The organism is Streptomyces sp. NPDC059092 (assembly GCF_042756365.1).
Taxonomy (GTDB): domain Bacteria; phylum Actinomycetota; class Actinomycetes; order Streptomycetales; family Streptomycetaceae; genus Streptomyces.
Window position 1 is genome coordinate 1 of the sequence record NZ_JBHZEJ010000068.1, and the last position, 26,835, is coordinate 26,835.

General features: G+C 72.5%; 28 protein-coding genes. 17 read left to right on the forward strand and 11 right to left on the reverse strand.

The window, feature by feature from the left end:
* Positions 1-75 precede the first annotated feature (75 nt).
* Positions 76-1,629 (reverse strand): hypothetical protein, encoded by a 1,554-nt coding sequence (locus ACFXPL_RS29760; RefSeq protein ID WP_384925386.1) that lies wholly within the window; start codon positions 1,627-1,629, stop codon positions 76-78.
* 387 nt (positions 1,630-2,016) lie between these two features.
* Here ACFXPL_RS29760 and ACFXPL_RS29765 point away from each other — a divergent pair, with 387 nt between their 5' ends.
* The 4 genes from ACFXPL_RS29765 to ACFXPL_RS29780 all read left to right on the forward strand — a co-directional run bounded on the left by ACFXPL_RS29765 (position 2,017) and on the right by ACFXPL_RS29780 (position 4,948).
* A complete protein-coding gene (locus ACFXPL_RS29765) occupies positions 2,017-3,645 on the forward strand; it encodes a phage tail sheath family protein (RefSeq protein ID WP_384925388.1) in 1,629 nt (542 codons plus the stop codon).
* Between the two features lie 186 nt (positions 3,646-3,831).
* On the forward strand, positions 3,832-4,275 hold the full coding sequence (locus ACFXPL_RS29770) for a phage tail protein (protein ID WP_384925390.1): 444 nt from the start codon (positions 3,832-3,834) through the stop codon (positions 4,273-4,275).
* Positions 4,275-4,793, forward strand: coding sequence for a hypothetical protein (locus ACFXPL_RS29775; protein WP_384925392.1), 519 nt, complete (start codon positions 4,275-4,277; stop codon positions 4,791-4,793). Before ACFXPL_RS29770 ends, ACFXPL_RS29775 begins: the two co-directional genes overlap by 1 nt.
* On the forward strand, positions 4,790-4,948 hold the full coding sequence (locus ACFXPL_RS29780; protein ID WP_329824309.1) for a DUF6760 family protein: 159 nt from the start codon (positions 4,790-4,792) through the stop codon (positions 4,946-4,948). Before ACFXPL_RS29775 ends, ACFXPL_RS29780 begins: the two co-directional genes overlap by 4 nt.
* 259 nt (positions 4,949-5,207) lie before the next feature.
* On the opposite strand, the gene ACFXPL_RS29785 is transcribed toward ACFXPL_RS29780, so the two are convergent.
* Both ACFXPL_RS29785 and ACFXPL_RS29790 read right to left on the reverse strand, forming a co-directional pair.
* Complete coding sequence (locus ACFXPL_RS29785; RefSeq protein WP_384925395.1) at positions 5,208-5,684, reverse strand: hypothetical protein; 477 nt, start codon at positions 5,682-5,684, stop codon at positions 5,208-5,210.
* A gap of 1,833 nt (positions 5,685-7,517) precedes the next feature.
* Positions 7,518-7,742, reverse strand: coding sequence for a hypothetical protein (locus tag ACFXPL_RS29790; RefSeq protein ID WP_384925397.1), 225 nt, complete (start codon positions 7,740-7,742; stop codon positions 7,518-7,520).
* 91 nt (positions 7,743-7,833) lie between these two features.
* Between ACFXPL_RS29790 and ACFXPL_RS29795 the strand changes: the two genes are divergently transcribed.
* The 8 genes from ACFXPL_RS29795 to ACFXPL_RS29830 all read left to right on the forward strand — a co-directional run bounded on the left by ACFXPL_RS29795 (position 7,834) and on the right by ACFXPL_RS29830 (position 16,626).
* The gene (locus tag ACFXPL_RS29795) at positions 7,834-9,138 is read left to right on the forward strand and encodes a hypothetical protein (protein ID WP_384925399.1); all 1,305 of its coding nucleotides are present in this window, start codon (positions 7,834-7,836) and stop codon (positions 9,136-9,138) included.
* 59 nt (positions 9,139-9,197) lie between these two features.
* Positions 9,198-9,638, forward strand: coding sequence for a phage tail protein (locus ACFXPL_RS29800; protein ID WP_384925401.1), 441 nt, complete (start codon positions 9,198-9,200; stop codon positions 9,636-9,638).
* Between the two features lie 3 nt (positions 9,639-9,641).
* A complete protein-coding gene (locus ACFXPL_RS29805) occupies positions 9,642-10,364 on the forward strand; it encodes a LysM peptidoglycan-binding domain-containing protein (protein WP_384925403.1) in 723 nt (240 codons plus the stop codon).
* Complete coding sequence (locus ACFXPL_RS29810; RefSeq protein WP_384925405.1) at positions 10,364-12,223, forward strand: VgrG-related protein; 1,860 nt, start codon at positions 10,364-10,366, stop codon at positions 12,221-12,223. The genes ACFXPL_RS29805 and ACFXPL_RS29810 overlap by 1 nt, the downstream gene beginning before the upstream one ends.
* Positions 12,223-12,666 (forward strand): GPW/gp25 family protein, encoded by a 444-nt coding sequence (locus ACFXPL_RS29815; RefSeq protein ID WP_384925407.1) that lies wholly within the window; start codon positions 12,223-12,225, stop codon positions 12,664-12,666. Before ACFXPL_RS29810 ends, ACFXPL_RS29815 begins: the two co-directional genes overlap by 1 nt.
* Entirely contained in the window at positions 12,666-14,624 is a 1,959-nt protein-coding gene (locus ACFXPL_RS29820; protein WP_384925409.1) for a putative baseplate assembly protein, read from the forward strand. The genes ACFXPL_RS29815 and ACFXPL_RS29820 overlap by 1 nt, the downstream gene beginning before the upstream one ends.
* Positions 14,625-14,695: 71 nt before the next feature.
* The gene (locus tag ACFXPL_RS29825) at positions 14,696-15,244 is read left to right on the forward strand and encodes a phage tail protein (RefSeq protein ID WP_384925468.1); all 549 of its coding nucleotides are present in this window, start codon (positions 14,696-14,698) and stop codon (positions 15,242-15,244) included.
* Positions 15,245-15,618: 374 nt separating this feature from the next.
* The gene (locus ACFXPL_RS29830; RefSeq protein WP_384925411.1) at positions 15,619-16,626 is read left to right on the forward strand and encodes an NADase-type glycan-binding domain-containing protein; all 1,008 of its coding nucleotides are present in this window, start codon (positions 15,619-15,621) and stop codon (positions 16,624-16,626) included.
* A 161-nt stretch (positions 16,627-16,787) separates the two neighbouring features.
* On the opposite strand, the gene ACFXPL_RS29835 is transcribed toward ACFXPL_RS29830, so the two are convergent.
* Positions 16,788-17,438, reverse strand: a complete 651-nt coding sequence (locus tag ACFXPL_RS29835) for a lysophospholipid acyltransferase family protein (RefSeq protein WP_384925470.1) — start codon at positions 17,436-17,438, stop codon at positions 16,788-16,790.
* 200 nt (positions 17,439-17,638) lie between these two features.
* On the opposite strand from ACFXPL_RS29835, the gene ACFXPL_RS29840 reads away from it, so the two are divergent.
* Positions 17,639-18,025: a VOC family protein gene (locus ACFXPL_RS29840; RefSeq protein ID WP_384925413.1), complete on the forward strand. Its 387-nt coding sequence runs from the start codon at positions 17,639-17,641 to the stop codon at positions 18,023-18,025.
* 66 nt (positions 18,026-18,091) lie between these two features.
* Here ACFXPL_RS29840 and ACFXPL_RS29845 read toward each other — a convergent pair whose 3' ends face one another.
* Together ACFXPL_RS29845 and ACFXPL_RS29850 are read right to left on the reverse strand one after the other, a co-directional pair.
* Positions 18,092-18,412, reverse strand: coding sequence for a hypothetical protein (locus ACFXPL_RS29845; RefSeq protein WP_384925415.1), 321 nt, complete (start codon positions 18,410-18,412; stop codon positions 18,092-18,094).
* Positions 18,409-18,588, reverse strand: coding sequence for a hypothetical protein (locus ACFXPL_RS29850; RefSeq protein WP_384925417.1), 180 nt, complete (start codon positions 18,586-18,588; stop codon positions 18,409-18,411). Before ACFXPL_RS29850 ends, ACFXPL_RS29845 begins: the two co-directional genes overlap by 4 nt.
* Here ACFXPL_RS29850 and ACFXPL_RS29855 point away from each other — a divergent pair.
* Genes ACFXPL_RS29855 through ACFXPL_RS29865 form a run of 3 tightly spaced genes read left to right on the forward strand, consistent with a single transcriptional unit; the run spans position 18,575 to position 19,616 of the window.
* On the forward strand, positions 18,575-19,165 hold the full coding sequence (locus ACFXPL_RS29855; protein WP_384925419.1) for a DUF5753 domain-containing protein: 591 nt from the start codon (positions 18,575-18,577) through the stop codon (positions 19,163-19,165). The genes ACFXPL_RS29850 and ACFXPL_RS29855 overlap by 14 nt on opposite strands.
* Before the next feature lie 20 nt (positions 19,166-19,185).
* Positions 19,186-19,389, forward strand: a complete 204-nt coding sequence (locus tag ACFXPL_RS29860) for a DUF397 domain-containing protein (RefSeq protein ID WP_384925421.1) — start codon at positions 19,186-19,188, stop codon at positions 19,387-19,389.
* On the forward strand, positions 19,386-19,616 hold the full coding sequence (locus ACFXPL_RS29865; RefSeq protein WP_384925423.1) for a DUF397 domain-containing protein: 231 nt from the start codon (positions 19,386-19,388) through the stop codon (positions 19,614-19,616). The genes ACFXPL_RS29860 and ACFXPL_RS29865 overlap by 4 nt, the downstream gene beginning before the upstream one ends.
* 177 nt (positions 19,617-19,793) lie before the next feature.
* On the opposite strand, the gene ACFXPL_RS29870 is transcribed toward ACFXPL_RS29865, so the two are convergent.
* From ACFXPL_RS29870 to ACFXPL_RS29880, 3 genes are all read right to left on the reverse strand, one after another.
* On the reverse strand, positions 19,794-20,786 hold the full coding sequence (locus tag ACFXPL_RS29870; protein WP_384925425.1) for a CPBP family intramembrane glutamic endopeptidase: 993 nt from the start codon (positions 20,784-20,786) through the stop codon (positions 19,794-19,796).
* Between the two features lie 137 nt (positions 20,787-20,923).
* Complete coding sequence (locus ACFXPL_RS29875; RefSeq protein ID WP_384925426.1) at positions 20,924-21,559, reverse strand: hypothetical protein; 636 nt, start codon at positions 21,557-21,559, stop codon at positions 20,924-20,926.
* A 218-nt stretch (positions 21,560-21,777) separates the two neighbouring features.
* On the reverse strand, positions 21,778-22,314 hold the full coding sequence (locus ACFXPL_RS29880) for a hypothetical protein (RefSeq protein ID WP_384925428.1): 537 nt from the start codon (positions 22,312-22,314) through the stop codon (positions 21,778-21,780).
* 977 nt (positions 22,315-23,291) lie between these two features.
* On the opposite strand from ACFXPL_RS29880, the gene ACFXPL_RS29885 reads away from it, so the two are divergent.
* Complete coding sequence (locus ACFXPL_RS29885) at positions 23,292-24,134, forward strand: DeoR/GlpR family DNA-binding transcription regulator (RefSeq protein ID WP_384925430.1); 843 nt, start codon at positions 23,292-23,294, stop codon at positions 24,132-24,134.
* 82 nt (positions 24,135-24,216) lie between these two features.
* Here the strand turns inward: ACFXPL_RS29885 and ACFXPL_RS29890 are convergent, their stop codons facing one another.
* Together ACFXPL_RS29890 and ACFXPL_RS29895 are read right to left on the reverse strand one after the other, a co-directional pair.
* Positions 24,217-25,269, reverse strand: coding sequence for a peptidoglycan DD-metalloendopeptidase family protein (locus ACFXPL_RS29890; protein ID WP_384925432.1), 1,053 nt, complete (start codon positions 25,267-25,269; stop codon positions 24,217-24,219).
* Between the two features lie 88 nt (positions 25,270-25,357).
* Positions 25,358-26,512 (reverse strand): AbfB domain-containing protein, encoded by a 1,155-nt coding sequence (locus ACFXPL_RS29895; RefSeq protein ID WP_384925434.1) that lies wholly within the window; start codon positions 26,510-26,512, stop codon positions 25,358-25,360.
* Between the last annotated feature and the right edge of the window lie 323 nt (positions 26,513-26,835).

A 26,835-nucleotide genomic window follows, 5' to 3' on the forward strand; every position in this document is an offset into this window, starting at 1 on the left:
CTCCACGACATCGGTGATCGTCGTGGGGCCGTACCGGGTGCCGCGTGCCTTGAGGTGGCGCCGGGGCAGCGGCCGTCACTGCATGGGGCCCGGCAGCCAGCCGTCGGCCGTCACGGTGCCCGGCTGGTCCTGGGCCTTGACCCAGCCCGCCTTCATCTGGTTGAGCGTGAGCTCGTTGAGCGTCCCGGTCTGCTCGGTGTCGAACAGCGACTGGTACGACTTGATCCAGGCCGCGAGGTTCTTGGTCGCCGTCTGCTCCAGCGGTGTCGATCCGCCCCGGAGGTAGGCGATGTTGGCCCGGGTCAGCTCCTCCGTCGTGCGCAGGTCCGCCGCGTCGATCTCCTCGTTGTTGGCCCAGAGCAGGATGTTCCGCACCCACGGCACCTCGGGGTCGGACTTGCCCTCCTCAAGCGGCAGGGACGTCTTCCCGGCGAAGTGGGCCGTCAGGAGCGCGGTCATCGTGGTCCGGCCCAGGTTGCCGAGCCCGTCCGTCTTCTCCAGCCTGCTGAAGTCGCCGTACGCCTTGTCGTTGGACTTCTGGAAGCACTTCAGCGCCTCCTCGGTCGTCGCGTCCAGCTTGCCGACCGTGTAGTCGCCGGTCAGCTTGCAGCCGCTCGCGCCCTTGGCCAGCCGTACCTGGGCGAACTGCACGAAGAGATTGGGCTTGTGTTCCGAGGTGATGGGGAGAGGTCCCCCCGCGGGTTCCTCCTCGGAGGCGTCGGACTTCTCCTCCTCCTTCTCCTCGTCCTTCTTCTCCTCGTCCCCGCCGCCCGCCTTCGGCAGTTCCTCGGCCGCGTCGTCCTTCGACGGTTGCGCCTCCGGGAGCTTCGGCGCGGGCTCGTCCGGCAGCACCTCCGCCACCTGCTGCTGGGCCTTCTCCTTGGCCATGGAGCGGACGGACGGCTTGTAGGCGAACCAGAGCACGACACCGGCGATGGTGAGCGCGAGTATCAGGCTCAGCGCGGTCATCAGCCAGTACGGCAGCACACCGCGCTGCACGTACGTCCCGTCCACCGCCAGGGGATCGTGCCCCGAGCGCCGCACCGCCAGTTCGTACGGCCGCTGCTGCTTCTGCCCCGCCCAGATGATCTGCCGGGGCTTGAGCGTCGTCTCGACGAAGGCCGCGCGGCCGGGCTCGATCTGGACGTTGGAGGGGACGATCTCGTACGAGAGCTCGTTGCTGCTGTCGCCGGAGATCGACGCGGTGAGCTTGGTGTTGCCGAGGTTGTCGACGGCCAGCCGGGGCCGGCCCTTGAAGCGCCCCTTGACGGTGTGCGGCACCAGCTCGGCCCGCACCTCCATGAACGGGGTGAAGGTGATGTTGCCCTCGGCGACCGTGGTGGCGTCCGGATGCTCGGTGGGCATGACCCGTACACCGAACGGATGCGGCCCCGCCGCCGAGTCCGGGGTACGGGGCGGCGCGAACGTCAGCTCCACGACCCCGGTGGTGCCCGGGAAGAGCCGGATCGACGAGGGCTCCACCGTCACGTACGGGGCGACCTCCCCGACCGTCTCGAAGCGGTACTCGTCGACCACGTCCCCGGTGTTGCGCAGACGCAGTCGTACGGTCGTGCTGCTGCCCGGGTCGACGGTGGTCGAGGCGGGCTCCAGAGCTGTCCAGATGGTCACCCTGTGGACGGTAGTGGTCCCGGCGCGGACGCGGTCAGAGGCCACCGGGTACCACCGCTGCCCGAACAGGCTTCCGCGGCTGCCCCCGGGGCCTTCCGTCCGGAAGAGGCCGGGGAACGTGCCCACCGCGCACCGCCCAAGGGCACCGGGGCAGGCAGCGGCGGCTGTCCGAAGGGTCCGCCCGGCTGCCCGAAGAGGCACGCCCACCGGCCCGTATCCCTTGCGCGCCGGGCCTCGGTCTCCTCGTGTTCACACCCTGCGCGGGTGGTTCACGCCGCCGAGGGCAGAAAGCATGCCCTCGCTCAGGTACGGCAGGACGTTTCAACCAGCGACCACCGGCGTGAGAGTGAGATGACGACTTGTCTTGTACCCCGAGGAGAGCAGAGCATGCCGTCTTACCTGTCGCCAGGCGTGTACGTGGAAGAGGTGGCCAGCGGCTCGCGTCCGATCGAGGGTGTGGGCACCTCCGTGGCGGCCTTTGTCGGGCTGGCGCCGGATGGACCGCTCAACGAGCCGACGCTGGTGACCAACTGGACGCAGTACGTCGCGTCCTTCGGTGAGTTCACCGACGGCTACTACCTCGCGCACTCGGTGTACGGCTTCTTCAACAACGGTGGAGCCGCCGCCTACGTCGTCCGAGTGGGCGGTGCGCGGGGCGGAGTGTCCGGCGCGCCGGCCGAGGGCACCGACTCGCTGGGCGGGCAGCGTGGCCGGTCGGCCATCGGTGCCGCCGGTTCGGCGCCCGCCGCCCTGACGGCCGCGGAGCCCACGGCGCTCGGCACGTTCAAGGTGTCGGCCCTCGCTCCCGGCGAGGGCGGCCCGCTCAGCGTCGAGGTCGCCGATGCCGAGGGCGAGGGTCCGGCCGAGCGTTTCCGGCTGATCGTCAAGGACGGCCCGAAGGCCGTCGAGACCTTCGACGTCTCCGCCAAGAAGAGCGCCCGCAACTATGTGGTCACGCAGGTCAAGGAGCGCTCCAAGCTGATCTCCGTGGTGGAGGGGGCCGCGGCTTCGCAGCTCGCCCGTCCGGAGAACCAGACGGTCGCCCTCCCGGTCCAGGCCGCCCCCGCCGCCGCCCCGGCGGCGCCCGAGGCCCTGGAGGCCGAAGAGGTCGGCGTCGCCCACTACCTGGGCGACTCCGCGGACCGTACCGGCTTCGGCGGTCTTGAGGCGGTGGACGAGGTCTCGATGGTCGCCGTCCCCGACCTGATGTCCGCCTACCAGCGCGGTGACATCGACCTGGAGTCGGTCAAGGCCGTCCAGCTCGGTCTGATCGCGCACTGCGAGCTGATGGGCGACCGGCTCGCCATCATCGACCCGCCGCCGGGCCTCAACGCCCGTCAGATCCGGGTCTGGCGCCAGGAGACGTCCAACTACGACTCCAAGTACGCGGCGCTGTACTACCCGTGGATCAAGGCCTTCGACCCGGCCAGCGGCAAGACGCGGCTCATCCCGCCGAGCGGTCACGTGGCGGGCATCTGGGCCCGTAACGACTTCGAGCGCGGTGTGCACAAGGCCCCCGCCAACGAGGTCGTACGCGGCGCGGTCGACCTGGAGATGCAGGTCACCCGGGGCGAGCAGGATCTGCTCAACCCGCTCGGCATCAACTGCATCCGCTCCTTCCCCGGCCGCGGTATCCGCGTCTGGGGTGCGCGTACCCTGTCCTCCGACCCGGCCTGGCGCTACCTGAACGTCCGCAGGTACTTCAACTACCTGGAGGAGTCCATCCTCATCGGAACCCAGTGGGTGGTGTTCGAGCCGAACGACCACGCGCTGTGGGCCCGTATCCGCCGCAACATCTCGGCGTTCCTGATCACCGAGTGGCGCAGCGGCGCGCTCTTCGGCGCCACGTCGGAAGCGGCGTACTACGTGAAGTGCGACGAGGAGACCAACCCGCCGGAGTCGGTGGACCTCGGACGCGTGCTGTGCGAGATCGGCGTCTCGCCGGTCAAGCCGGCCGAGTTCGTGATCTTCCGGCTGGCGCAGATCTCCGGTGCCGGGAGTGAGCTGGAGGAGTGACAGGCGGCTCCTTCGCCGGCCGGCGGTCCTCCGCCGGCCGGCTCGCCTGACGAGCACGAGCGGTAGCACCGCCCACGGCGCCAGCAGGTTCTGGCGCTCCGGCGGTGCCCGCGGTAACAGGAAGCGCGACGGCGTAAGCGGTGGCGGCAGCTAGTAGCGGTAGCGGTAGCAGAAGGAGCACGCTCCATGAGTCTTCAGCCTCATGACTCTTTTACTTCACACAACTTCGGTCTTCAGATCGACGGCGTCCTGGTCGAGTACCTCCAGGAGGCGACCGGCCTGACGATGAAGCAGGACGTCATCGAGAGCAAGTCGAACACGGCCCAGGGCCAGGCGACCACCTCGAAGGCGCCCGGTGTCCAGGTCGCGGGCGAGGCGACGGTCGTCCGCGGTATGACGATGTCCGACGCCTTCGACACCTGGATCAAGGACTCGATCCGCGGTGACATGGGGTCGGCGCGCAAGAACGCCACCATCGTGGTGATGGACTACCAGAACAACCCGGTACGGCGCTACAACATGCGTAACGCCTGGTGCTGCGCCGTCGAGGGCAGCGCGCTGAAGGCCGGTGAGGCGGGCACGCTCACCGAGACCGTCACGATCACCTACGAAGAAATGACAATCGAGTAATGCGCCGAGGGGTACCGACCAAGTCCGCTCCTGGGGACGCGGTTACGGCACCGGAGGCGGCGGAGACGCCCGCGCCGGTGCCGGCCCCGGTGCCCACCCCGGCACCGGCACCGGAACCCGCCGTTCGGCGGGAGCCTGAAAGGGAGCGGATGCGCACGGAGTTCGCGTTCGAGCTGCCGCGTGGATACGTGGACAGCGAAGGCGTCGTGCACCGTGACGGGACGATGCGCCTGGCCACGGCACGGGACGAACTGATCCCGTTGCAGGATCTGCGGGTTCAGCAGAACCCCGCGTACCTGTCGGTGGTCCTGCTCGGCCGGGTCATCACCCGGCTGGGCGGGGTGCCGATGGTGCACGACGGGGTGGTGGAGAACATGTTCGCCTCCGACCTCGCCTTCCTCCAGGACTTCTACCGTCAGATCAATGCCGAGGGCCACACGAGGGCCGGGGTCAACTGCCCCCACTGCGAGCAGCCGTTCGAGGTCGAACTCGGCGGGAGCCGCCTGGGGGAATCGTGACGTACGCGACCGACCGCATCCATGAGGAGGTCGCGTACATCGCTTACCACTTCCACTGGAGCCTGGAGGACATCCTGGACCTCGAACACCGCGAGCGTCGGCGGTACGCCGAGCAGATCGCCACGCTGGTGACGCGCGCGACGGGGGAGCGGTAATGGGAATGTTCGACCGGTTCAGGGGCCGGGGCCGCGGCGGCTCCGGTGCCAGTGCTGTGGGCGGGAACGGGGACGGCGTACAGCCGTCCCCCACCTCCGTCCCCGTCTCTGTTCCAGCTCCGGACGCCTCGGGCTCCGGGGCCGGGTCCGTCACGGATTCCGGTTCCGGGCCCGGGGTTGGTTCCGGTCCGGGGACCGGCTCCGGTGCCGCCCCTGTGGCGTCCGCCGGGGGGCGGGGCTGGGCCGCGCTGCCGCCGATTCAGCGCGCCCCGGCCTCGCACGCGGTCGCGACCGCCAACTTCGCGGGGACGCTGTCCACCTGGCAGAACCCCTCCTTCATGGGGACGCTCTCGCACGCCGTCCTCGACAGCGCGCCGACCGGTCTGATCCGGGACGCCCTGACCCCCGCGTCGACGTCCAGGTCCGGCGGGCTCGGCGAGCCCTCGCTGTCGCTGCCGGTCGCCGTGGTCGACGACACGGTCGCGGATGCCGGCGGCCCGGACGCGAGTGGTGCGGGCGGTGCGGGAGCTTTCCGTACGGCCCCGGCGGTCCAGCGCGCGACGGGCCCCAGGGTCGCGCCGGTACGGCCGCGTCCCGCCGCCACTTCCACCTCGGGCTCCGCGCCCACCCGCCAGCCCGCGCCGCGTGCGCTGACCCGGGCTCCCGCGCCGCGCACGGTGCAGCGCCGGGTACTCCCCGCGGCTGCTCCGCGTACGGCTGCGGCTCGTACGGACACGCCTCGTGCGACGCCTCCGCGTACGGCCGCCCCGCGTACGGATTCCTCGCGTGCGGCCGGGGCGGGTACGGAAGCGCCGCGTTCGGCCGCTCCTCGCACGGCGGTTCAGCGCACGGCGACACCTCCTGCGGCGACGCCTCCTGCGGCAGCCTCCGCGCCGTCGGTGGCCGCGCCTGCTCCCGCAGCCGCTCCTGTTCCGCCCGCGCCCGCTCGGTCCGCGGCCGTGCCTGGACCTTCCGCGTCCGGGCCTGCTTCCTCCGGGCCTTCCGCGTCCGGGCCTTCGTCGTCTTCGCCCGCTTCTCGTACGAGCCCGGCTCCCGTGCCCGTGACGGCTCCGCCGGCCGTGCCTGCTTCCCCGGCGCTCCCCGTGGCCGGCCCGCCGACCGCGTCCGCTCCTTCCTCTCCGGTTGGCCCGGTCGCTCCGGTCGCTCCGGTCGCTGCGGTGCAGCGCGCCGTCACGCCCGGTACGAAGCGGTCAGGCGGCGAGCCCGAGGGCGACTCGGGCAGCGGTTCGGGCGGTGGATCGGCCCCGGTCGTACCGTCGGGCCCTGGTCCCCGGCCCGCGGGGCCGCAGGGCGCGACGGGCCCGGCCACACCTCCGGCCGCCCCGACGCCCCCGGCGCAGGCCCCCGCCCGTGGCGGCCCCGGCCGGTCCACCCCGTCGGCGGAGCCCGCTCTTCCGGTGGCCCCGGCGCCTGTTCAGCGCAGCGCCGCGCCCCGTGGCACCGGCGGCCGTACGACCCCGCTGGGCGCGCCCAGCGGAGGCCCTGCCGTACCGCCGGCCTCCTCCCCGGCTTCCTCTTCGTCTTCTTCCTCGCCCTCCTCTTCGGCCCCGACGCCGCCGCCCCGCCGTTCGCTGCTGGGCGCCCCGGTGTCCGGCGCACCCGACGCGGGGCGACCGCCGATGGTCCAGCGCGCTACGCGGCGGCCTTCCGGTGGCTCGGCGACACCGCCGCCGCCCGCCCGGCCGTCCGCTCAGCGGCTCACCGCTCCTGACGCATCCGCCCCCTCCGGTTCCTCCGGCGCCGGATCGGCCTCGGACGCTGGTACCGGTACCGGTACGGGTCCTGCGCCGGTGGTCCGTCCTGGTACGAGCGGGCCTTCTCCCGCCGCGCCGGGGCCGCGTAACTCCGGTGCGGCGACGGGCGGCGCGGCCGGTGGAGCCGCTCCGGTACAGCGGCTCGTCGCGCCTGACGCGTCCACCGGCGGGCCGGGCCCCGTGCCGCCGGCCGCCGGTTCCGCCGGTGGCGCCGCTCCGGTGCAGCGGTCCGCCGCACCTGGCCGCGCCCCGGCAGGGGGACAGGGCACGGGGGAGCCGCCCGTACGGCGGCCCGCCGCCCCGCCCGCCCCCGACGGAGGCGCCCCGCGCACGAGCCCGGCGCCGGCCGGACCGGCGCCGGTGGTCCGCCCCGGCCTGGCCGCGCCCATCAGCTCTTCCGCTCCGGCGGGTTCCGGTGCGCGCGTTCCCGGTTCGGCCGGCCCGTCCGGCGGGCCGGTGAGCGCTCCGCCGGTACAGCGGCGTTCCGTCAACGCGCCTTCGCCCTCAGCTTCGTCCTCGCCCTCGCCCTCGTCTTCTCCGTCACCTTCCGCTTCCGGCCCGGGTTCGCCTTCCGCTTCCCGTTCCGGATCGGTGACGGGCGCTTCCGGTCCGTCCGCGAGTGCGGCAGGCGCGGGGAGTCCGGCGCGGCACGCGGCGGCTCCCGTTCCTCCTTCGGCTCCCGCGCCCGCGAGTGGTGCGCCCTCGACGTCCGCGCTGCCCGTGGCGCCTGCTCCGTCCGTACCGTCCGCGCCGTCCGTACCGTCTGCTCCGTCCGTACCGTCCGCGCCGTCCGTTCAGCGGGCACCGGCGCAGGGGGCGCCGCCCGTCACCAGCGTGTCGGCCGAGACGCCGTCGGTGCTCCGGCCGGGGCCCGTGCCCGCCGCTCCGCTGGTGGGTTCCAACCGGCCGGTGATGACGGCACGTTCCTCCGCGGCGGCTCCCGTGTCCCGTACCGCGCCCGCCGCTCCTCGTCCGGCAGGGACGCCGTTGCGGCGGCTGCCCGCCGCGCCCGCTGCCACCGGCTCCGGTTCTGGTTCCGGTTCCGGTTCCGGCCCCTCCGTACAGCGGGCCGTGGCCCCCGTGCCCGGTGCCAGGAGCCTCGGGGCTCCCGTGCAGCGGGCCGCCGCGCCCGGCGGCGCGTCCACGGCGCCGGGCCCACGCCCGTCCGCCGGACCTGGGCCAGGGCCGACGGCACCCGGCATCGGCGCCGCGCCCGTCGCGGGCCCGGCCGCCGGTCCGGACGCCGCCGTACGGCCGCTGCTGGCCGCGCAGTCCCGTTCAGGTCCGCTGACCTCCACGGCCGCCGTGGCCCCCGCGTCTCCCGCCTCTCCGGTGTCCCCGGCGCCCGTCGTCCCGGCCGCCGTCCCGCTGCGCCGTACCGCACCGACCGGTGCGGGCGACCCGTCCGGACCGGCCGGTCCGTCCGGTCCGGCGTCCGGTGGCGCCGTCCAGCGCGCCACCGCGAAGTCCGCCACCGTGCAGCCCGCCGTGCAGCCCGCCGCCGCGCCGCGCCCCGCGCAGCCCGGTCGGCACACCCCCGTCCAGCGCTCCCCGCACCACCCGGGAACCGGAACCGGCGGCGGCCTGCCCGCCCCGGCTCCCGTACGGCCCTCCGTACCGGCGCCCCAGGGGCTCCAGGCACCCCCGGTGTCTCCTGCCCCCCGGGCGCCCCAGGGGCGTGCCGCCGCGCAGGACGGGCCGCCCGTGCAACTCAGCACGGACGGACTGAAGTTCACCGGGGTGGCCCCGTCCTACCCCGTCGTGCAGCGCGCGGCCTCGGCACCGGCTTCGGCATCCGCACCGATGCCGCCGGCCCCGGGCGGGTTCGTCCGTACGCCGGTGATGAGCGCTCCCGGCGCGGCCCCCGGAGTCCCCACGGCCCCCGGAGTCCCCACGGCCGCCGGCGCCCCCGCCGCACCCCCCACGGGGCCCCCGTCCGCGCCGAACCGGGTCGTGTCCCTCGCCCCCGCGGCGCCCCGGCCGCCCGTGGACCTCCCCGTGCAGCGGGCGCCCGCGACCCCGTCCGTGGCGCCCCAGGCCGTCCCGCGGGCCCTCCGGTCCGCCGCCGCGCCCTCGCCCGTCACGGCGTCCGCGCCGCGTCGCGCCACGTCCGTCGCGGTACAGCGGGACCGCGGGGGGCACTCCGGGTCCCGGGGGAAGGGCGGCGGGTTCGCCGGGCGGGGATCGACGAGGCACACCCAGTCCTCGGGCGACAGCTCCTCGGACCAGAACGCCTCGGGCCAGGACTCCTCGAAGAGGTCGCCGTCCGTGACCAGCCAGTTCAAGCCCCGTGAGCTGAAGGAAGATCAGATGGCGGAGCTGGTCCACCGGCTGATCGGGCCGCTGACCCGGCTGCTCCGTACCGAACTGCGGCAGGACCGTGAGCGGATCGGGAAGCTGCGCGACCGCCACTGACGTCCTGACCCGCCCCCACCGACCCGCTCCCGCACGCGTACCGCAGGAAGGCCCACTGGATGTCCCAGGAGCTCGATCCCGGCACCACCATCTTCTTCCACCTCTCGATCGACGGTGAGAGCCTGGGCACGTTCAACGGCTGTGAAGGTCTCTCCTCCCAGGTCGAGATCGAGCAGCGGCAGGAGGGCGGCAACAACAGCTTCGTCTGGCAGCTGCCGACCCGCATCAGCTACTCCAACATCACGCTGACCCGCCCGCTCCGCCCGGAGACGTCGAAGGTCGCGGCCTGGATCTCCTCCGTCACCACCGGGGTGACCCGGCCCACCGCGCAGATCGTCGCGCTGCGCGCCAACGGGTCGATCGTCGCCCAGTGGGGGCTGCTCGACGTCCTTCCGGTGAGCTGGCGCGGGCCGTCCTTCGACCCGAACAGTCCCGCCGTGGCGACGGAGGTCCTGGAGATCGCGCATCACGGCTTCACGGAAGCCGGGGGAGAGGGTTAACCGATGGACCTCAGCAGCTTCGGTATCGGTGACAGCCTGGTACGGGCCTCGCTCGCCATCCATCAGCCGCCGATCGGCAGCAGCACCAAGCCCGGTGCGCTGATGAAGACGTTCGACTTCGACTTCAACCCGTCCCAGCTGTCGCTGACCCGGCGGGCGAACTGGAAGACCACGCCCACGGCCGCCGTGCGCGACGGCGCGGTCCCGGAGTTCATGGGGCCCGAGCCCCGGGAGATGACGGTGGAGATCTTCCTCGACCGCTCCGACGACCCGGACAGCAACGACGTGCGCAAGAAGGTCGAGTCGCTCTTCTCCTGCTGCGAGACGACCACCGCCAGTATCGCGGCGAAGCAGCCCTCCACCCCGTGGGTGATCTTCGAGTGGGGCGCCTTCTCCACGGCTCGCTTCAACGCGTACGTCAGTTCGGTGGAGGCCTCGTACACTCTCTTCAACACCACGGGGATGCCGATCCGCGCCACCTGTCAGGTGAGCCTGCACGAGATCCCGACCGACACCCTCGGCCAGAACCCGACCTCGGGCGCGCTCACCTCACGGCGGGTGCACCGGGCGGTGGCGGGCGACTCGCTCCAGTCCCTCGCCTGGCGGGAGTACGGGGACGCCAACGCGTGGCGCACGATCGCCGAGGCCAACGGCATCGACAATCCGTCGGTGCTGACCCCCGGCACCGAACTGATGCTTCCCGCGGGCGAGGAGGAGGAAGCCTGATGCCCGAGATCGGTTTCTCCTCGATCCTCTACGTGAAGGTCGCGGGCAAGAAGCTCAAGTCTCCCGAGGACAAGCAACTGGTGGGCGGCTGGGTCGACTTCGGCGCGGGCGTGCCGGGCGCGTTCCAGCTCACCTTCCGTGACCAGAAGAGGAAGCTTCTCGGCGATCTGAACGCCAAGATCGGGGAGCAGGTGGTCATCGCGCCCGTCACGGACGGCGACGGCGCGCAGAACCCGCTGATCACCGGTGAGATCACCGCCCTGGAGACGGACTACGACGCCTCCGGTACCTTCACGGTCATCCGTGGCTACGACAAGGGCCACCGCATGTTCCGGCAGCGGCGGGTGAAGGCGTACTTCAACAAGTCCGCCAGCGACATCGCGAAGGAACTGGCCCGCAAGAGCAAGATCGCGCTGGGCAAGGTCGAGTCCTCCGGCGCCAAGTACGAGTTCATCAGCCAGCCCAATGTCACGGACTGGGACTTCGTCCAGCGCCTCGCCGACGAGGCCGAGATGGTGATGTACATCAGCTCGGACGGCAAGTTCCAGTTCGTCAAGCGGAAACCGGCGGCCTCGGCCCCCGCGGTGAGCACTCCCAGCGACAAGAGCCCGTTCGTCCTGGCGGGCGGGGTGGAGATCCTGCGCTGCCGGTCGGCGGTCACCTCGGCCGACCAGGTCGCCGAGGTCGAGGTCCGCGGCTGGAGCGTCAAGGACAAGCAGGAGACCGTGAGCACGGATCCCGCCCTGAAGAACGACGGCTTCAAGATCGGTACCACCCCGGCCGAGGTGACGGCGCGATTCGGCAAGGCCCGGCTCGTCGCGACCGACCAGCCCTACGACGGCAGGGGCGAGACCGACAAGGCGGCCAAGGCGCTCTCCGACGACGTCACCTCCTCCTTCGCCGAGGTGGACGTCATGGCGCGCGGCAACCCCGAGCTGCGTCCCGGAATCCCGGTCACCCTCGCGGACGTGGGCGAGCCCTTCGAGGGCAAGTACACGGTCACCGGAGCCCGCCACACCTTCGGTGACCAGGAGCACTACCTGACGCACCTGACCGTCACCGGGCGCCAGTGGCGCTCGCTGTACGGGCTCACCTCCGGCGGGAGCGGGGGGAACTCGTCCCTGATACCGAGCGTCGCCAACGCCCTGGTCACCAACATCAAGGACCCGCTCAAGCAGGGGCGGGTCAAGCTGAAGTTCCCGTGGCTGGACGACACGTACACCAGCGACTGGGTCCGTACGGTCCAGTTCGGCGGCGTGAAGGGCGGCGGCCTCATCGGCCCGGACGTGAACGACGAGGTGCTGGTCGCGTTCGACCGCGGCGCCCTCGACCACCCGTTCGTGATCGGCGGCCTCTACAACGGCAAGGACAGCCCCGACCCCGTCGACGTGCCGGCGTACGACGCGACCCGCGGCAAGGTCACCCGGCGCACCCTGGCCGACCGCAGCAACAACCGTCTCGACCTGCTCGACCAGAGCGTGGGCAAGAAGCGCGGGGTGCGGCTCGCCACCGGCAACGACAGGCTCACCATCAACCTGGACCGGACGAAGACCGAGATCGTCGTGGACAGCTCGGGAAAGGTGACCATCAAGGGCTCCACGTCGGTGTCCGTCAAGGCGGGCACCAATCTGGACCTGACGGCGGGCGGGCGGCTGTCGATCAAGAGCGGCGGGCTGCTGAGCATCACCTCCGGCGGTCCGCTCAACATCAGGGGCACCGCGCTGTCCCTCCTCGGCACGGCCGCGGTGACCGTGAATTCCCCGGCAGCCGTCACGATCGGCTCCGCCATCAGCGTCGGTCTGAACGCGCCCCTGGTCACCTCCAAGATGAAGCCGATCCTGACCGTAGGAGGTGTCTGATGGCCGAACAGTTCGTCGGCTCCGGCTGGTCCTTCCCGATGCGCATCAGCCCCACCGGTGGCATCGCCATGGTCAGCGGGGAGCGTGAGGTCGAGGAAGCCATCCGGCTCGTCCTCGCCACCGCGCCGGGCGAGCGCCCGATGCGGCCCGAATTCGGCTGCGCCATCCACGACATGGTCTTCGCCCCGGTCAACGAGGCCACCGCCGGCCGGATCCAGCACGAGGTGTACTCCAGCCTCGACCGCTGGGAACCGCGCATCGAGGTGGAGGACGTCACGGTGTCCGCGGGGGAGGACGAGGGCGTGCTCTTCATCGACGTGCGCTACGGGATCCGCGGCACCAACAACCCGCGCAGCCTCGTCTTCCCGTTCTACGTCATCCCCTCCCACGACGGACCCGAGGGGTCCGGCCCGTCCGACGCACACATTGGAAACGACCGCTGATGGCCCTCCCCTCCCCGAACCTCGACGACCGCCGCTTCCAGCAGTTCGTGGACGACGCCAAGCGGTACATCCAGCAGCGCGCCCCCGAGTGGACCGACCACAACGTCTCGGACCCGGGCGTGACCCTCGTCGAGACGGTCGCGCACATGGCCGACCAGATCGTGTACCGGCTCAACCGGGTGCCCGAGAAGAACCACCTGGCGTTCCTCGACCTCATCGGGATCACCCTCTTCCCGCCGTCCGCGGCGCGCGCCGACGTCACGTTCTGGCTGTCGGCGCCGCAGCCGCAGCCGCTGATCGTGGGGACGGGCACCGAGGTCGCCTCGTCCCGCGCCCACGACGACGATTCGGTCGTCTTCGCCACCGAACGCGAACTCACGGTGGTCCCCTGTGAGTTGTCGTACCTCGTCACGCAGCGGGAGGGCGACCAGCCGGTCGAGCACACCTCCGACCTCGCCGAGGCCAACGACGTGCACTGCTTCGGGGAGTCCCCGCGCCCCGGCGACCGCGTGCTGTTCGGGCTCAGCGCCGCCGTACCGGAGTGCGCCGTCGTCATCGAGCTCGACAGCCAGGTGGACGGTGTCGGTGTGGACCCCCGGCAGCCCCCGCTGGTCTGGGAGGCGTGGACGCCGGACGGCTGGGTCGCCTGCGAGGTCGAACGGGACACCACCGGTGGCCTCAACCGCCCCGGCGAGGTCGTACTGCACGTCCCCGGCGGCCACGCGCTCTCGCGTACGGCACGGCGCGAGGCGGGGTGGCTGCGCTGCCGGGTCACGGAGCCGCTCCAGGACCAGCCGTTCTACACCAACTCGCCCACCATCCGCTCCTCCGAGGCGTTCACCATCGGCGGCACCACCGGCGTCGTGCACGCCGAGACGGTGCGCGACGAGGCGCTGGGCGAGGCCACCGGGCTGCCGGGGCTGCGGCTGCGGCTGGCCCGTACGCCCGTCGTCGGCGATGTGCCCCCGCTGCTGCTCCAGGTCGCCGAGCGCGACGGCTGGACCGACTGGGAGACCGTCGGCCACTTCGCCGCCTCCGGCCCCGACGACCGGCACATCACGCTCGACGCGACGACCGGCGAGATCGCCTTCGGCCCGGCCGTACGCGAGGCGGACGGCACCATGCGCCAGTACGGGGCGGTCCCGCCCAAGGGCGCCCCGATCCGGGCGACCCGCTACCGTACGGGCGGCGGCAAGGCGGGCAATGTGGCGCGTGGCGCGATCCGGCTGCTGCGCGACTCCGTCCCGTACGTCTCCGAGGTGAACAACCGGGAGGCCGCACGGGGCGGTGTCGACGGCGAGAGCGTCGAGGAGGCGAAGCTCCGGGCACCGATCGCGCTCAGCGCCCAGGACCGGGCCGTCACGCTGCGGGACTACGAGGAACTGGCCCGGCGCGCCGCGCCCGAGACGGCCCGTATCACCTGTCTGGAGGCGGAGCCGGACGAGCACGGGGCGCACGCCGTACGGGTCCTGGTGGTGCCGCAGGCCGTCTCGGACCTGGGCGGGCGGCTGCGTTTCGAGCAACTCGTGCCGAGCGACGCCCTGCTGGCGCGGATCACCCGCTATCTGGACGAGCGGCGCCTGATCGGGACCCGGCTGGCGGTCGGCCCGCCGTACTACCAGGGTGTGACCGTCGTCGCCACGGTGCACGCCTTCCGGGGCGCCGACACCGACCGGGTGCGCCGTCAGGCGCACGACGCGCTCTACCGCCATCTCGACCCGCTGACCGGCGGCGCGCACGGCACGGGCTGGCCGTTCGGGCGTCCGGTGCAGGCGGGCGAGATCTTCGCGGTGCTGCAACGGGTGCCGGGCGTCGAGCTGGTGGACGAGGTGCTGCTGCACCCGGCGGACCCGCTCAGCGGCAAGCGCGGCGACCCGACGGAGCGGATCGACCTCCAGGCGCCGGCGCTGGTCTTCTCGTTCGACCACCGCGTCCGGGTGATCGGCGACGCGTCGTGACCGGCGACGGGGTCACGGGGACGAGCACCCGCGGCTCGGTGGACGGTCTGGCCTCGTCGTCCCCGCTGGGGATGATGCTCCCCGCGGTCTTCGCCGACGACGACCTGGCGCAGCGTTTCGTGGCGGGTCTGGACGAGGTGTGGGCGCCGTTCCACAACGTCCTGGACTGCCTGGACACCTACTTCAGCCCATCGCTCGCCCCGGCGGACTTCACCCGCTGGCTGGGCAGTTGGGTGGGGGCCGAGACCGAGAGCTATGATGCCGCCCTCGCTTCGGGCGACCTCCCCGATCCTGAGACGACGGCGGCATTGCGCGCCGCCGTCGCAGCGGCCGTACGCTTGCACCGTATCCGCGGCACGCGGCGCGGGCTGGCGGAGGCGATCCGACTGGTCTTCGGCGTGGAGCCGGAGATCACCGAGAGCGGCGCGGCCACCTGGGAAGCGCGCCCGCTGGGAACGGTCCCGGGCGAGCACAGACCCGCACTGAACGTCACCGTACGGCTGCCCAACCCGGGCCCGGCCGACGCGCACCGGCTGGAACGCCTGGTCGCGGGGGCCCGTCCCGCCCATATGCCTTACACGGTCCAGGTGACCGTCGCCGAAAGGACGTCCGACAGGTGACCAGCCAGACTTCTTCCTCGCCCTCACCCTCGCCATCGCGGGGCTCGGAGGAGCCCAAGAACCCTGGGCAGAGGGCGGGCAACTGCGCGGAGTGCGGTACGCGTCCGGACCCGGGCGAGTCGTTCTGCGACGGCTGCGGGGCGGTCCTGAACTGGACGCCGGAGCCGGCGACCGGGCGGTCGACGGGTGCGCCGGATGCGGGGGCGGGGGTGTCCGGCTCGGCGGGCGCGACACCGGAACCGGCCCGCGCGGAGCCCGAGGAGCCGCGTGACCGGACTCCGGAGGGCCGTACTCCTGAGGGCCGGACGCCGGAGGACCGGACGCCTGAGGGCCCGGCGCCGGCCGTCCGTGAACCGCGCGCGCGGATACCGGACATGACGGATCAGGACGTCGAGGAGACGGACACGACGCCCACGATCCCGACCCGCTCCCAGCAGCCGCCGGCCGCGATGCCGGCCTCCTCTCCTTCTTCCTCCTCCGAGGACGCGGCGCGGGCGAGGGCCCTGCTCATACCCGTGGCCGACCCGAGCGCGCCCGCCGCGACGCCGGACGTGGCGCCGGTCCTGCCGGGCCGCCCCTCCGCCGCCCGCCCCCGCGTCAACGGGCCCAACGCGGAACCGGCCGACGAGACCGGCCCGCCGTGCCCCTGGTGCTCCACCGGCAACCGGCCCGACCGCCACTTCTGCCGCCGCTGCGCCATGTCCCTCACGGACCGCACCAACGTCCCGGACGCGCCCCGCCCCTGGTGGCGCCGCATGTGGTGGGGCGCCGGCGAGCGCCCGGCCCCGTGGGCCGGCGACCGCCCGGGGCTGCGGCGCGGTATCGGCCAGATCTTCCGCTGGATCGCCTGGGCGCTCGCGCTGGGGCTCGTGGTCTTCGCCCTGTTCAACGTCGATACGGCATGGAACGCGGCCCGCGACCACTTCGCCAAGCGCGCCCAGGTCAGCCCGGACTCCATGGCGGCGTCCCGGTCCTTCAAGGACCACGACCCGCAGAAGGCGTTCGACAAGATCAGCAACTCGTGGTGGGGCCCCGGCATCTCGGGGGACGCCGAGGGCGAGTGGATCGAGGCCCGCTTCTCGGAGCCCACCCGTCTGCTGGACCTGATGATCACCTCGGGCATCTCCTCGCGGTCGACCGACCTGACGGAGGCCGCGCTGCCGCACCGGATCGACGCGGTGATCACGGGTGCCGACGGCAAGAAGTTCACCCGCCAGATCGTCCTGGACCAGATGAGCGGCGCCCAGCGCCGCAAGTTCCGGGTGGGCGAGGTGTCCAACGTCCGCTTCATCATCCGCTCGGCGTACGGAGCCGGCGACAAGAAGCAGGTCTCGATCGCGGAGATCGAGTTCTTCCGCCGCTCGACGTCGAACGACGTCTGAGCCGACCGCAGTCGGCGGACAGGCCCCCCGTACCGGAATCCCGGTACGGGGGGCCTGTCCGCTGTGAGGCCGGGCGGGCCCGCCGGACGGGACCTTCCGCAGGAGGACGGCCGGGCCGATCACACCGGTCCACAGAACGACGTACGTTCCCGCTCACCCGCTCACCCGCGTACCCCCTCCACCGCCGTGCGCCACGCGTCGGTCACCGCCCGGCGGGCCTGCTCGGCGGCGGCGATCGGGTCGCCGGTCAGCGCCACCGGCGCCCCGACGTGCACATGGAGCGCGGGCCGCCGTACCGGCGCGGTCAGCAGCCCGGCGAGCTGCTTCCCCGTACCCCCGGAACTGACCCGCCGCGCCCCGGCCTGCCCGAGCGGCACGACCGCCGCCCCGCTCTCGCGCGCGAGCCGGGCGATCCCGAGCCGGAACCGCTCGGGCGCCGCCTCTCCGGAATCGGCCCGCTTCGGCAGCCCGCCCTCCCCGTAGATCAGCACACACCGCCCGTCCCGAAGCGCCTCCCGCGCCCCGTCCAACGCGTCACCGGCGCGCGAGCTGCCCCGGTGCACCGGCACGTACCCCTCCCGCACGAGCGCCGCCCCGAGCCCCGGTATCCGCCACAGCCCGGCGGCGGCCAGCACCACGGGCTCAACCCCGAGCCGCCGCAGGGCCGCCAGCACCAGGGCGGGGTCGAAGAGGCTGGTGTGATTGGCCGCGACGATGCTCCCGGGCCCCGGCCCACGCCCGTCCACGGCGTCGGTGGTGACGGTGAGGGGGCCGAAGGCGGGCACGAGGCGGTGGGCGATGCTGCTGAGCACGTACGGGTCCTCCGGATCGGCAGCGGGGTCGGGCACCAGGCCGATGGTCTCCCGGAGAGCCCGTACGCGCGTGAGTAGCCGTACTCACCTCCCGGCCCGCGTGTCCTGCGGGAACCCGCCGCCCGCACCGGTCCGGGCCCGCGACAATGTCCCCGCACCGCCCCGATGACCCGGCCCGACCCCACCGGAGAGAGCACCCCATGAAGATCCACCTCACCAGCGTCTTCGTCGACGACCAGGCCAAGGCCCTGCGCTTCTACACCGATGTGCTGGGCTTCGTGAAAAAGCACGACGTCCCGTTGGGCGAGGCCCGGTGGCTGACCGTGGTCTCACCGGAGAACCCCGAAGGCACCGAACTGCTGCTGGAGCCCTCCGGCCACCCGGCGGTGGCCCCGTACCGCACGGCGCTGGTCAACGACGGCATCCCGGCCGCGTCCTTCGCCGTGGACGACGTACGGGCCGAGTTCGACCGCCTGCGCGGACTCGGCGTGCGCTTCACCCAGGAACCCCTGGACATGGGCCCGGTGACCGTCGCGGTCCTGGACGACACCTGCGGCAACCTCATCCAGATCGTCCACAGCGGCTGAGACGGAACCGACTGCACCCGCCGCCCCCGCGCCCTCACCGCCTGGGGCTCCGCCGATGGCGTCCCGCTAACGGGGTGGCGGCTGGGCGCTGAAGATCTGCCGGAAGAGCGCGGGTTCGTCCAGTGCCCGCAGCTCGGCCCGGACCAACTCGTCCCTCACCGCGTCGAGTTCCGCACGCATCGCCTCGCGGTGGCGCCACAGGGCGATACGGCGCCGCAGGAGTTCCCGCTCGGAGGCCCCGTACACCGGATCCGCGTACAACGCCCGCGCTTCACGCCACAGCCCCCTACGCCGTCGGCTGAAGACCCGCACGGGCCCACTGAACTGCCCCCGCCACAGGGCGACGCTCTCCCACACGGCCCGCGACCACACCCGCACGTCTGTCACCGCGCACCCGGCCCACTGCCGGGCTCGGCGTCCCGCTCGCCGTCGTCGTCGGCCCGGTAGCCGGGGCAGATCGCGTTGCCGCACTCGCAGGGCGGCCACGTGAGCGGAGCGCCGGGGGCGGTCTTCTGTACGACGAGGACGCCGTCCGTCCCGTACGCCTCGATGAGCAGCGACATACGTCGCCGCAGCGACATTCCGCACTCGACCTACGTCGGGTTGGAAGCAGAGGCCGGGTCCATCCTGACCTACGAGAATGTCATCCCCGGACTGTTCCAAACTCGCCGGTACGCCGAGAAAATCAACGTGGGTACGTCCCTGACTCTGGCGGAGTCGGAGGAGGTGCAGGAGCAGCGCGCTGACGTACGGATGCAGCGTCAACAGGTGTTGACCGGCGCCAGCCCCCTTGAGGTGCGTGCGGTGCTCGACGAGTCAGCACTGCGACGGGTGGTCGGAGGCGCAGACCTGATGCGCGAGCAGTTGGAGCGACTGTTGGAGGTGGCTGAGCTGCCCAACGTCATTCTCCAAGTGATTCCATTTACCTCCGGCGCCCATCCTGGGACGAGGCTGGGGCCGTTCGTTATCCTGCGGTTCGAGCATCAGGAAGACCCTGACGTGGTCTATGCCGAGGGCCCTGGGGATCCGTACCCCGCCGACATCCAGCAGTACGAGGTGGCGTTCGACTACCTACGGGCCCACTGCCTGAGCATTCAGCAGACGCTGTCGTTGATCAGAAACGTGATGGACGAGTTGTGAACGACGAAGGAGGCAAGCGCATGGATCTTGCTCACGCGCGATGGCGCAAGCCTCGCCGTAGCCAGGGTGAAGGCAACTGCGTCGAGGTGGCGGACGGTGTGTCGGGGGTCGTTCCCGTACGGGACTCCAAGGCCCCCGACGGTCCGGCGCTCGTCTTTCCGCTGACCGCGTTCGGGTCGTTCGTGTCGGCCGTTCGGCGGGGCGAGTTCGGGGACCGCGCATGAGCGCCGGCTCGAAGTTCTCGGCCGCCGAGTGGATCAAGTCCTCCTACAGCGACGGCAGCGGCGGACAGCGCGTCGAGTTCTCCCGGAGTTTCGCCCCCGACCCGGCAGGCGGCATCGTCCCCGTACGGGACAGCAAGGCCCCCGAGGCGCATCCGCTCGTTCTCCCGGTCGGCGTCTTCGCCTCCTTCATGGCTGCCGTTCAGGCTGGCGGGTTCGGCGACGTCTGAGGCTCTTGAGGTGCTGGGCGGCTGCCGGTTGTCGGGGTTGGCAGGGCCCGTGTACGGGTTCGTGCGCCTGGCGGGCCGTACGGTACAGGCGCCCGGGGGTGGCGAGGCAGCAGGGCCCCCTGGGGAGGCCCTGCTCGGGTTCGCGGGCGGCGGCTTCGGCCCGTGCGTGGTCGCCGTTCAGGCGGGGATCTTCGGCAGCGGCTGCCCCGGGTCCACGGCCGGGTCCACGGCCGGGTCCAGGGTCGGGGTCGTGGCCGGGGGCGCGGCCGGGCGGTGGTGGCCCAGGCGGCCTCGGGTGGCGATGAGGATGATGACGGCCGCCACGCCCGAGGCGATCAGCGGGATGCGGTGGGCCTCGTGCTGGAAGTCGACCGTCGGGAACATGTCGGCCCCGGCCACCGAGGCGAAGGTGTTGATGCCGACGTGCAGCAGCAGGGCCATGGGCAGGCTCTCGCCGGTCCGGTTGAACACCCACGTCATCACCAGGCTGATGGTCGTGGCCCCGGCGACGAATTCGGCCATCATGAGCCAGCTGATCTCCGGGTAGCCGCCCCATTCGCTGAAGAACAGCGGCAGGTGCCACACGCCCCACAACGGGCCGAGGATCAGCGTGCCCACCAGCGGGCCGTACCGGTCCTGGAGGCGGGGGAGGGCGAAGTCGCGCCAGCCCGGCTCTTCCGCGAGGCCCGTCGTGACGATCTGGAGGACGAGCACCGGCAGGTAGGCCACCAGCACCGTTGCCGAGGGGAACCGGATGTCGCCGCCGGACAGGGGGAGCGTGGCGAGGACGAGGGCCGCGGGCACGCCGAGCAGGATCCCCGCGTACCAGCGCCAGCTCACCCGCCACTTCGTCAGCCGCGCCACCCACGCCCTCAGCCCGGCCCGGCCGCCCGTGGCCGCGGTGACGAGGAGCGCCGCCGTGATGGGGCCCAGGTAGGCGCCGGGCAGGACGCCCAGGAGCTGCGAGGTGCCGAGGAGTGCGGGGAAGCGGATGTCCAGGACGCCGAGTCCCGTCTCCGAGAGGATGTACGGCGTCCACGCGACCCAGCTCAGCAGCATCGCCCCGGCGAAGAACCAGAGCATGGGGCGGCGCCTGACCGCGCCCCGGATCCCGGTGTCCGGGGTGGCGGTCGGGTGGACGGTGAGGGATGGGCGCTCGTGAAGGGTCACGGTGTTCCTCGGGGAAAAGGGCCGGCTTTCGGTGTGATCAGCACACCAAAGGGCGGCCCCTGGGGTCACTCCCGCTCACTGCCCAACGAGGGTGGAGTCCGCTCCACCCTCAGACCTCCACTTTCCACCCTCAGACCTCAGACGAAGAGGAACGCCGCCGCCGTCGAAGCGCCCAGCGCCGTACCCGCCACCGTCTGCGCGACCGTGTGGTACGAGAGGACCACGCGGGACCAGCAGACCGCCGCCACCAGCGTGTACGCCGACAGCCACCACGGGGAGTGCGCCGCCGAGAGCAGCGCCACGACACCGGAGGCCACCGCCGCGTCCACCGAGATCTTCCACACGGTGTTGACGGCCAGGAGCCCCACCGTCATGACCCAGAGGGCGAGCATCGTCGCCAGGATGCCCGTCGGCGCGCCGCCCAGGAGCATCACGGCCGCCCCGGTGCCGATCGAGCCCAGGATGACGAGGAAGATCGGCGCGCGCTGGGTGCGGTCGGCGACGTGGCGGTCGCCCCAGGCGCCGCGCTTGACGCGCCATTTGATGTAGCCGGCGGGTATGAGCCCAGCGCACAGCGCCGCCAGCAGCCCCCACGGGACACCGGTCCAGTCGCCCGCCGTCGCCAGGCCGATGCCGGGCGCGGCGGCCAGGATGAGGTTGCGGGGCTGAAGTACGTTCGTGACCGTGCGGGCCCACCTCGTGGCGGAGCCCGCGGAGCCTACGGAGCCCGCGGGAGTCGCGTGCGACGGGTCAGGGGTGGTGTCGGGGGTCATGCCGGCTGCTCCATGGACGCGGGCACGCGCCGCGGTCCGGTCGTCGGTGAGGGTGTCCGGTACGCGTCGGCCACGCGACCTCGTCGTCCTGGTCGCTCCGGTCGGCGGCGTACCGCGGCTCCACCGCCGCGGCCGGACCGGCGGCCGGGGCCGCCTCGATCCAGTATGCGTCGCCCGCGGCCCGGCCCGCTCCGGAGTACGGGCCTCGGCCGCGCCCGCTACCGCTCCGGCTGTCCGCCGGCCTCGTCCGGCAGGCCGTCCCGCCGCCGGGGCGCCGCCCCCGTGTCCTCCAGGAGCGAGAGCGCGAACCGCAGCAACTCGGGCGGGAGTCCGCCGCCGTCCAGGTCCTGCGCGGACAGCCCGCTGATCTCTCCCGTACGGCGCCTCACCAGGAACTGGAGGCCCGCGACGACCTCGTCCACGACCTCGGACTCCTCCTTGAAGAAGCGCCAGTCGACGCCGAAGCCGAGCCCGAGCGCCCGGAGGATGTCCTCCGACGGGTGGGTGACCTTCCCGGCCAGGATGTTGGAGAAGTAGCTGTGGGAGAGGGCGCCGCCGCGCTCCTTGACCAGGTCGGAGAAGACCCGGCCGGAGATCCGGCGACCCGGGAAGGTCTTCTCCACCATGTACGCGACCTTCTGCTGCAACGTCCGTAGTTCAGGCGCCTGTTGGACGCCTCGCCCCGCCGTGCGCTGCTCGGGGATCACGGGGTCGGCGGGGTGCTGTTCCGGGGCCTGCTCTTCGCCGCCGTCCATTCAGCCAGCCTCCCCCACGTCCACGCCCGCCTACGGCTCGGGTCAACGGGTCCGTACTGTAACCGACCCTGACCTGGTGACGTACCGACGACGGCGAGAAGTGGAACGTCTTGATCCACGGTCAGGTACGGGCTTGCGCAATCAATCCACGGCGCTGTTAACTCGAAAAAACACGGGCAGGGGGCCGCGAGGGGAGTCTCTTGCCCGTGAAGCGTTCCCCGCGCGCGACGGCCCCGGTCGCCTGGGGCGTTCCGGGGCCGTAGAGCTTTGGGCAGAGGTGTAGCCCTTCGCGACGGGGGATGCACGAAGGGCTACGCAACCCATTATGACACCTTGTCAGGGCGTTCGACAGCCGACCGGCCAAAGAGTGTCTGTTTTCCCAGCTCAGAAGCGTCGCATCGATTTTGGACGCGCTCTCAGGGCGCCATATGCCCGCCGGCGGACCGCCGCGTTCACAGGGGGCCCGTCGCGCGGCACGCCGACCACATCGGCGGCGACGGCGGTGCCCATCGGACTCGAAGGCCTCCCAGGGGGCGCGGGAAGTCTGGCCGAAACTGGGCGTCGTCACGAGGGCGTCGCCGAGGGGCCCGAGGGACCTCAGGGACCCGGGAGGCTCAGGAGACATGAGAGGCCCTGAGGCGCCTTCCGGGGCCGGCCCGCGTGTGGTTCTTCCGTACTCGTCGCGTACTCATTCCCCTGGTCGCAAGAGTTCCGCGGAGTGCTTCCATGGTTCCTTTGCCGGTCGTCCGCCGGTCGTCAACTCGGCCGCGTGTCGGCCCGGTTCCGGTCGGCCGGCCACAGCAGGACGAAGCCCGCCTCGGCGCCCGCCGTTTGGGCGCGACCCGGCACCCACTCGATCTGCGTGTTGCGTGCAGGGCGCTGACATGACTGCGCGTTACGCGCGACGGTCTGTACGGTGACGTCTGTGCGGCGGGGATAACCTGTCCGGTGACCCGGGTGACCAGAGGATGACGACGATGGATCCGCAGAACGCCCCGCAGAGCCCGCACGGCGACGCCGGCCTCGGTCCTTCCGGCCCGGCCGCCGGCCCCGACCGGCTGCGCGCGGCGGACCGCCGCGAACTGATCCTGCGGATGGTCGCCGCCGACGGCACAGCGGCGGTGGAGGAGTTGGCCCGCACGCTCGCGGTCACGCCGTCCACGATCCGCCGCGACCTGGCCCAGCTCACGGAACAGGGCAAGCTGGCCCGTACCTACGGCGGGGCCATCACCCCCGGTCATGCGCCGGAGGCCTCGCTCGACCAGCGCTCGGGGCTCGCGGTCGCGGAGAAGGACCGGATCGCGCGCTGGGCCGCCGCGCGGATCGCGCACGGCGATACGGTCATCCTCGACGCGGGCACGACGACCGGCCGGCTCGCCCACCATCTGCGCGGGCGGAGCGAACTCACCGTCATCACCAACGGGTTGACCACGCTGGTCGAACTGGCGGAGGCGGACGGCGTCGAGGTCATCACCCTCGGGGGAACCCTCCGCCATGTCAGCCACGGCTTCGTCGGCCCCCTCGCCGAACTCACCCTGTCGCGGCTCACCGCCGACAAGGTCTTCCTCGGCGCGGACGGCCTGGACGCCGAGCTCGGCATCTGCGAGGCGAGCCTTCAGCAGACGTCGCTGAAGGAACTGATGGCGGCGCGCGGCGCGGAACTGTACGTCCTGGCGGACAGCGGCAAGTTCGGCCACCGTCCCTTCACGGCCTGGGCGCCCCTGGACCGGGCCTGGACCCTCGTCACCGACACCGGCGCGACCGACGAACAGCTGGCGCCGTTCCGGCAGTTGGAGCACATCACCGTCGTCACCGTGTGAGGGATGTCCGAGGGCGTCCGGGCGGCGGCCTGACGGGCCAGCGACGGCCGGCCCGCGACTGCCGACCGGCAGCCACCGGCCGCTAGCTGATCAGACCCTTGCCACGGAGGTACGGGAGCGGCGAGACGTCCGAGCCGAAGGCCGGGCCCGTACGGATCTCGAAGTGGAGGTGCGGTCCTGTGACGTTGCCCGTGGCGCCGGAGAGGCCGATGACCGCGGAACCCTGCACGCGCTGGCCGGCGCTGACCCGTATCTCGGAGAGATGGGCGTACTGGCTGTACGTGCCGTCGTCGTGGCGGATGACGATCTGGTTGCCGTAGTCGCCGCCCGGCCCCGCCGTGTCGATCACGCCAGGGCCGATCGCCTTGACCTCGGTGCCCGTCGGGACGATGAAGTCGATGCCCGTGTGCAGGCCGGTGGACCAGGAGGAGCCCTGCTGGTGGTACGGGGCGCCCGCCGGGCCCGTGACGGGAAGGGTCCAGCTCCCGGGCAGTGAACCGCCGGCCGGTACGACCATGTAGGCGGAGGACTTCACGACGCCCTTGACGTACTCGTACGTCGCCCCGTCCGCCCAACTGGCGCGCGGTACGCCGCCGTACGTCTCCACGGTGTCCCACCCCGCGTGGTACGCGGCCAGGGCCACCTCGATCGGTTTGCCGCGGTAGTCCGGGTGCTCCTTCGCCTTCGCGAGGAGCTTGCACATCGCCCGGCCCTGCGACGGTATGGCGTCGGCCGGGTCCCAGACGTCCGCCGTGCCGTCCTCGTTGGCGTCGTACCCCTCGGCCTCCCAGTCGGCGGGCCGGAACTGGGCGATGCCCTGGGCCGGGGGACGGTCCCCGGACTCGATCGACTGCGCGCGCGGCTGGAAGTTGCTGCCCTGCTTGAGCTGGGCCGCCAGGACGGTGGCGGACAGCTTCTGGTCGCAGTCGGCCGCCGTGTCCAGGATGAGCTGCCCGTACTCGGGAGGCACACCGCCGTCGCCGGGCTTCAGCTCGGTCGACGCGGGCGCGGGCGAGCCGAGGTCCATCTCCTCGCCGTCGTTGACCGACGAGATCAGCAGAAAGCCGAGCCCGACCGCGATGGGAGTCATCACCATCCCGGCCAGCACCGGGACGATCCAACGCGCGTTCCCCACCGCTTCCCCCAGTTCGGGTGTTCGAAGTCCCGACGGCGCACGACCCTATGCCATCGGCCCGCCGGTGAAGGCGGCGGGCCGGGAACGGTCAGCCGGCGACCATACGGAAGGCGCTGTCGGCCCGGTAGAGGCCGCTGTTCTGGTACGGGTCCAGGAGGAGCTGGAAGTTACGGTGCCGTACGAAGCGGCCGGGGTAGTTGACGGACTCCAGCATGATCGTGCCGTTGCCGAGGGCGCGTTGGCAGAAGGTGGCGTCCTTGCGGAAGGTGGCGCCGCCGTCGTTGGCGTCGGCGCGCAGCCGGAACTGGGCGTGGCGCAGATAGCGGCCCTTGCCCAGGGTGAAGGAGTAGCAGTCGGAGTCGGCGAGGCCCGCCGTCACGGTGAAGGTCGCGGCGCCGCGGCTGACGGCGTCGAGATAGCCGCCGCCGTTGTCGCGTATGTGCCAGTAGCGGTCGGGGTAGTTGACGGCCTGCATGGCGGCCCTGCGGGTGGGCGCGGTGGTCGGCTTGCCGACCGCACCGCCTCCGCCGTTCCCTCCGCCCGCGCCGCCGTCGCCCTTCCCGTTCCCGTCGGGGGCGCCGTCCTGCCCGGTCCCGGGCTTGTCCGCGGACCCCGTACCGGACTCCGGTGCGCCGCCGTCCTTCCCGTCCTCGCCGGGGCCGTCCGGGGACGCCTCCGGCGCCTCGCTGCTCGCCGCGCGAGGGGGTCGGCCGTTCGCGGTCTCCTCAAGGCCCCCGTCCGAGGCGGCGGACTCGCCCTCGGACAGGGACCCCGCGGAGTCGCCGCCGTCGCCCGGGTTGCCCTCGGGCCGCTCGGGGAAGCCGCGCAGCCCGGGGACGCTCGCGCCGGTGACCGGCGCGGCGGCCTGCTCGGCCCGCCGGTCCGGCTGACCGGCGACGACGACGAGCGTGGCGCCACAGGCGAGCGCGGCCACCCCGGCCAGCACCGTGAACCACAGGGAGCGCGAGCGCGGCTCCGGCCGCTCGTACGGCATGCGCCCGCCCGGCAGCGCGCCCGCCCCGCGACCGGGCGGCGGCGGCCCCGGCGGCGGCACGGGCAGCAGCGCCGAGGGCCCGACGGAACTCCCGGGCCATCCCAGCCCGTTGGGCAGCCCCTCCGGAGGGAGACGGCCCGGGAGGCCGTTGAGGCGGCCGGGGTTGGTGCCGGAGAGGCGTCCCGCGCCTTCGGCGAAGAGTTCGAGGTCCGAGGGATCGGGTCCGGCGGGCGACCCGGCCGCTCCCATGACCGCGAGCTCCTTGCCCGGAGAGGGCGGTTGCCCGGTGTGGGGCGGTCGGGCGGTGGGGTGCGGTTGCGCGCCGTGGGGCGGTCGCGCCGGTACGGGAATGCCGCCCGGATCCACCGGAGCGGCGCTCGGCGGGGTGCCGGGAGGCGCCTGGTCGATGGGCCGCGTGGGGTCGGCACCGTTCATCTCTGACATGCGCAGCTTGCCTCCAGCGTCGCCCGCGGGGACGGGCGTACGCGGATCCGTGATCACGATCGGGGATCAGTGATCGGTCGGCACAAGAGAAACAGGGGGGCGTCTCGGGGGACGCGGATGGCCGAACG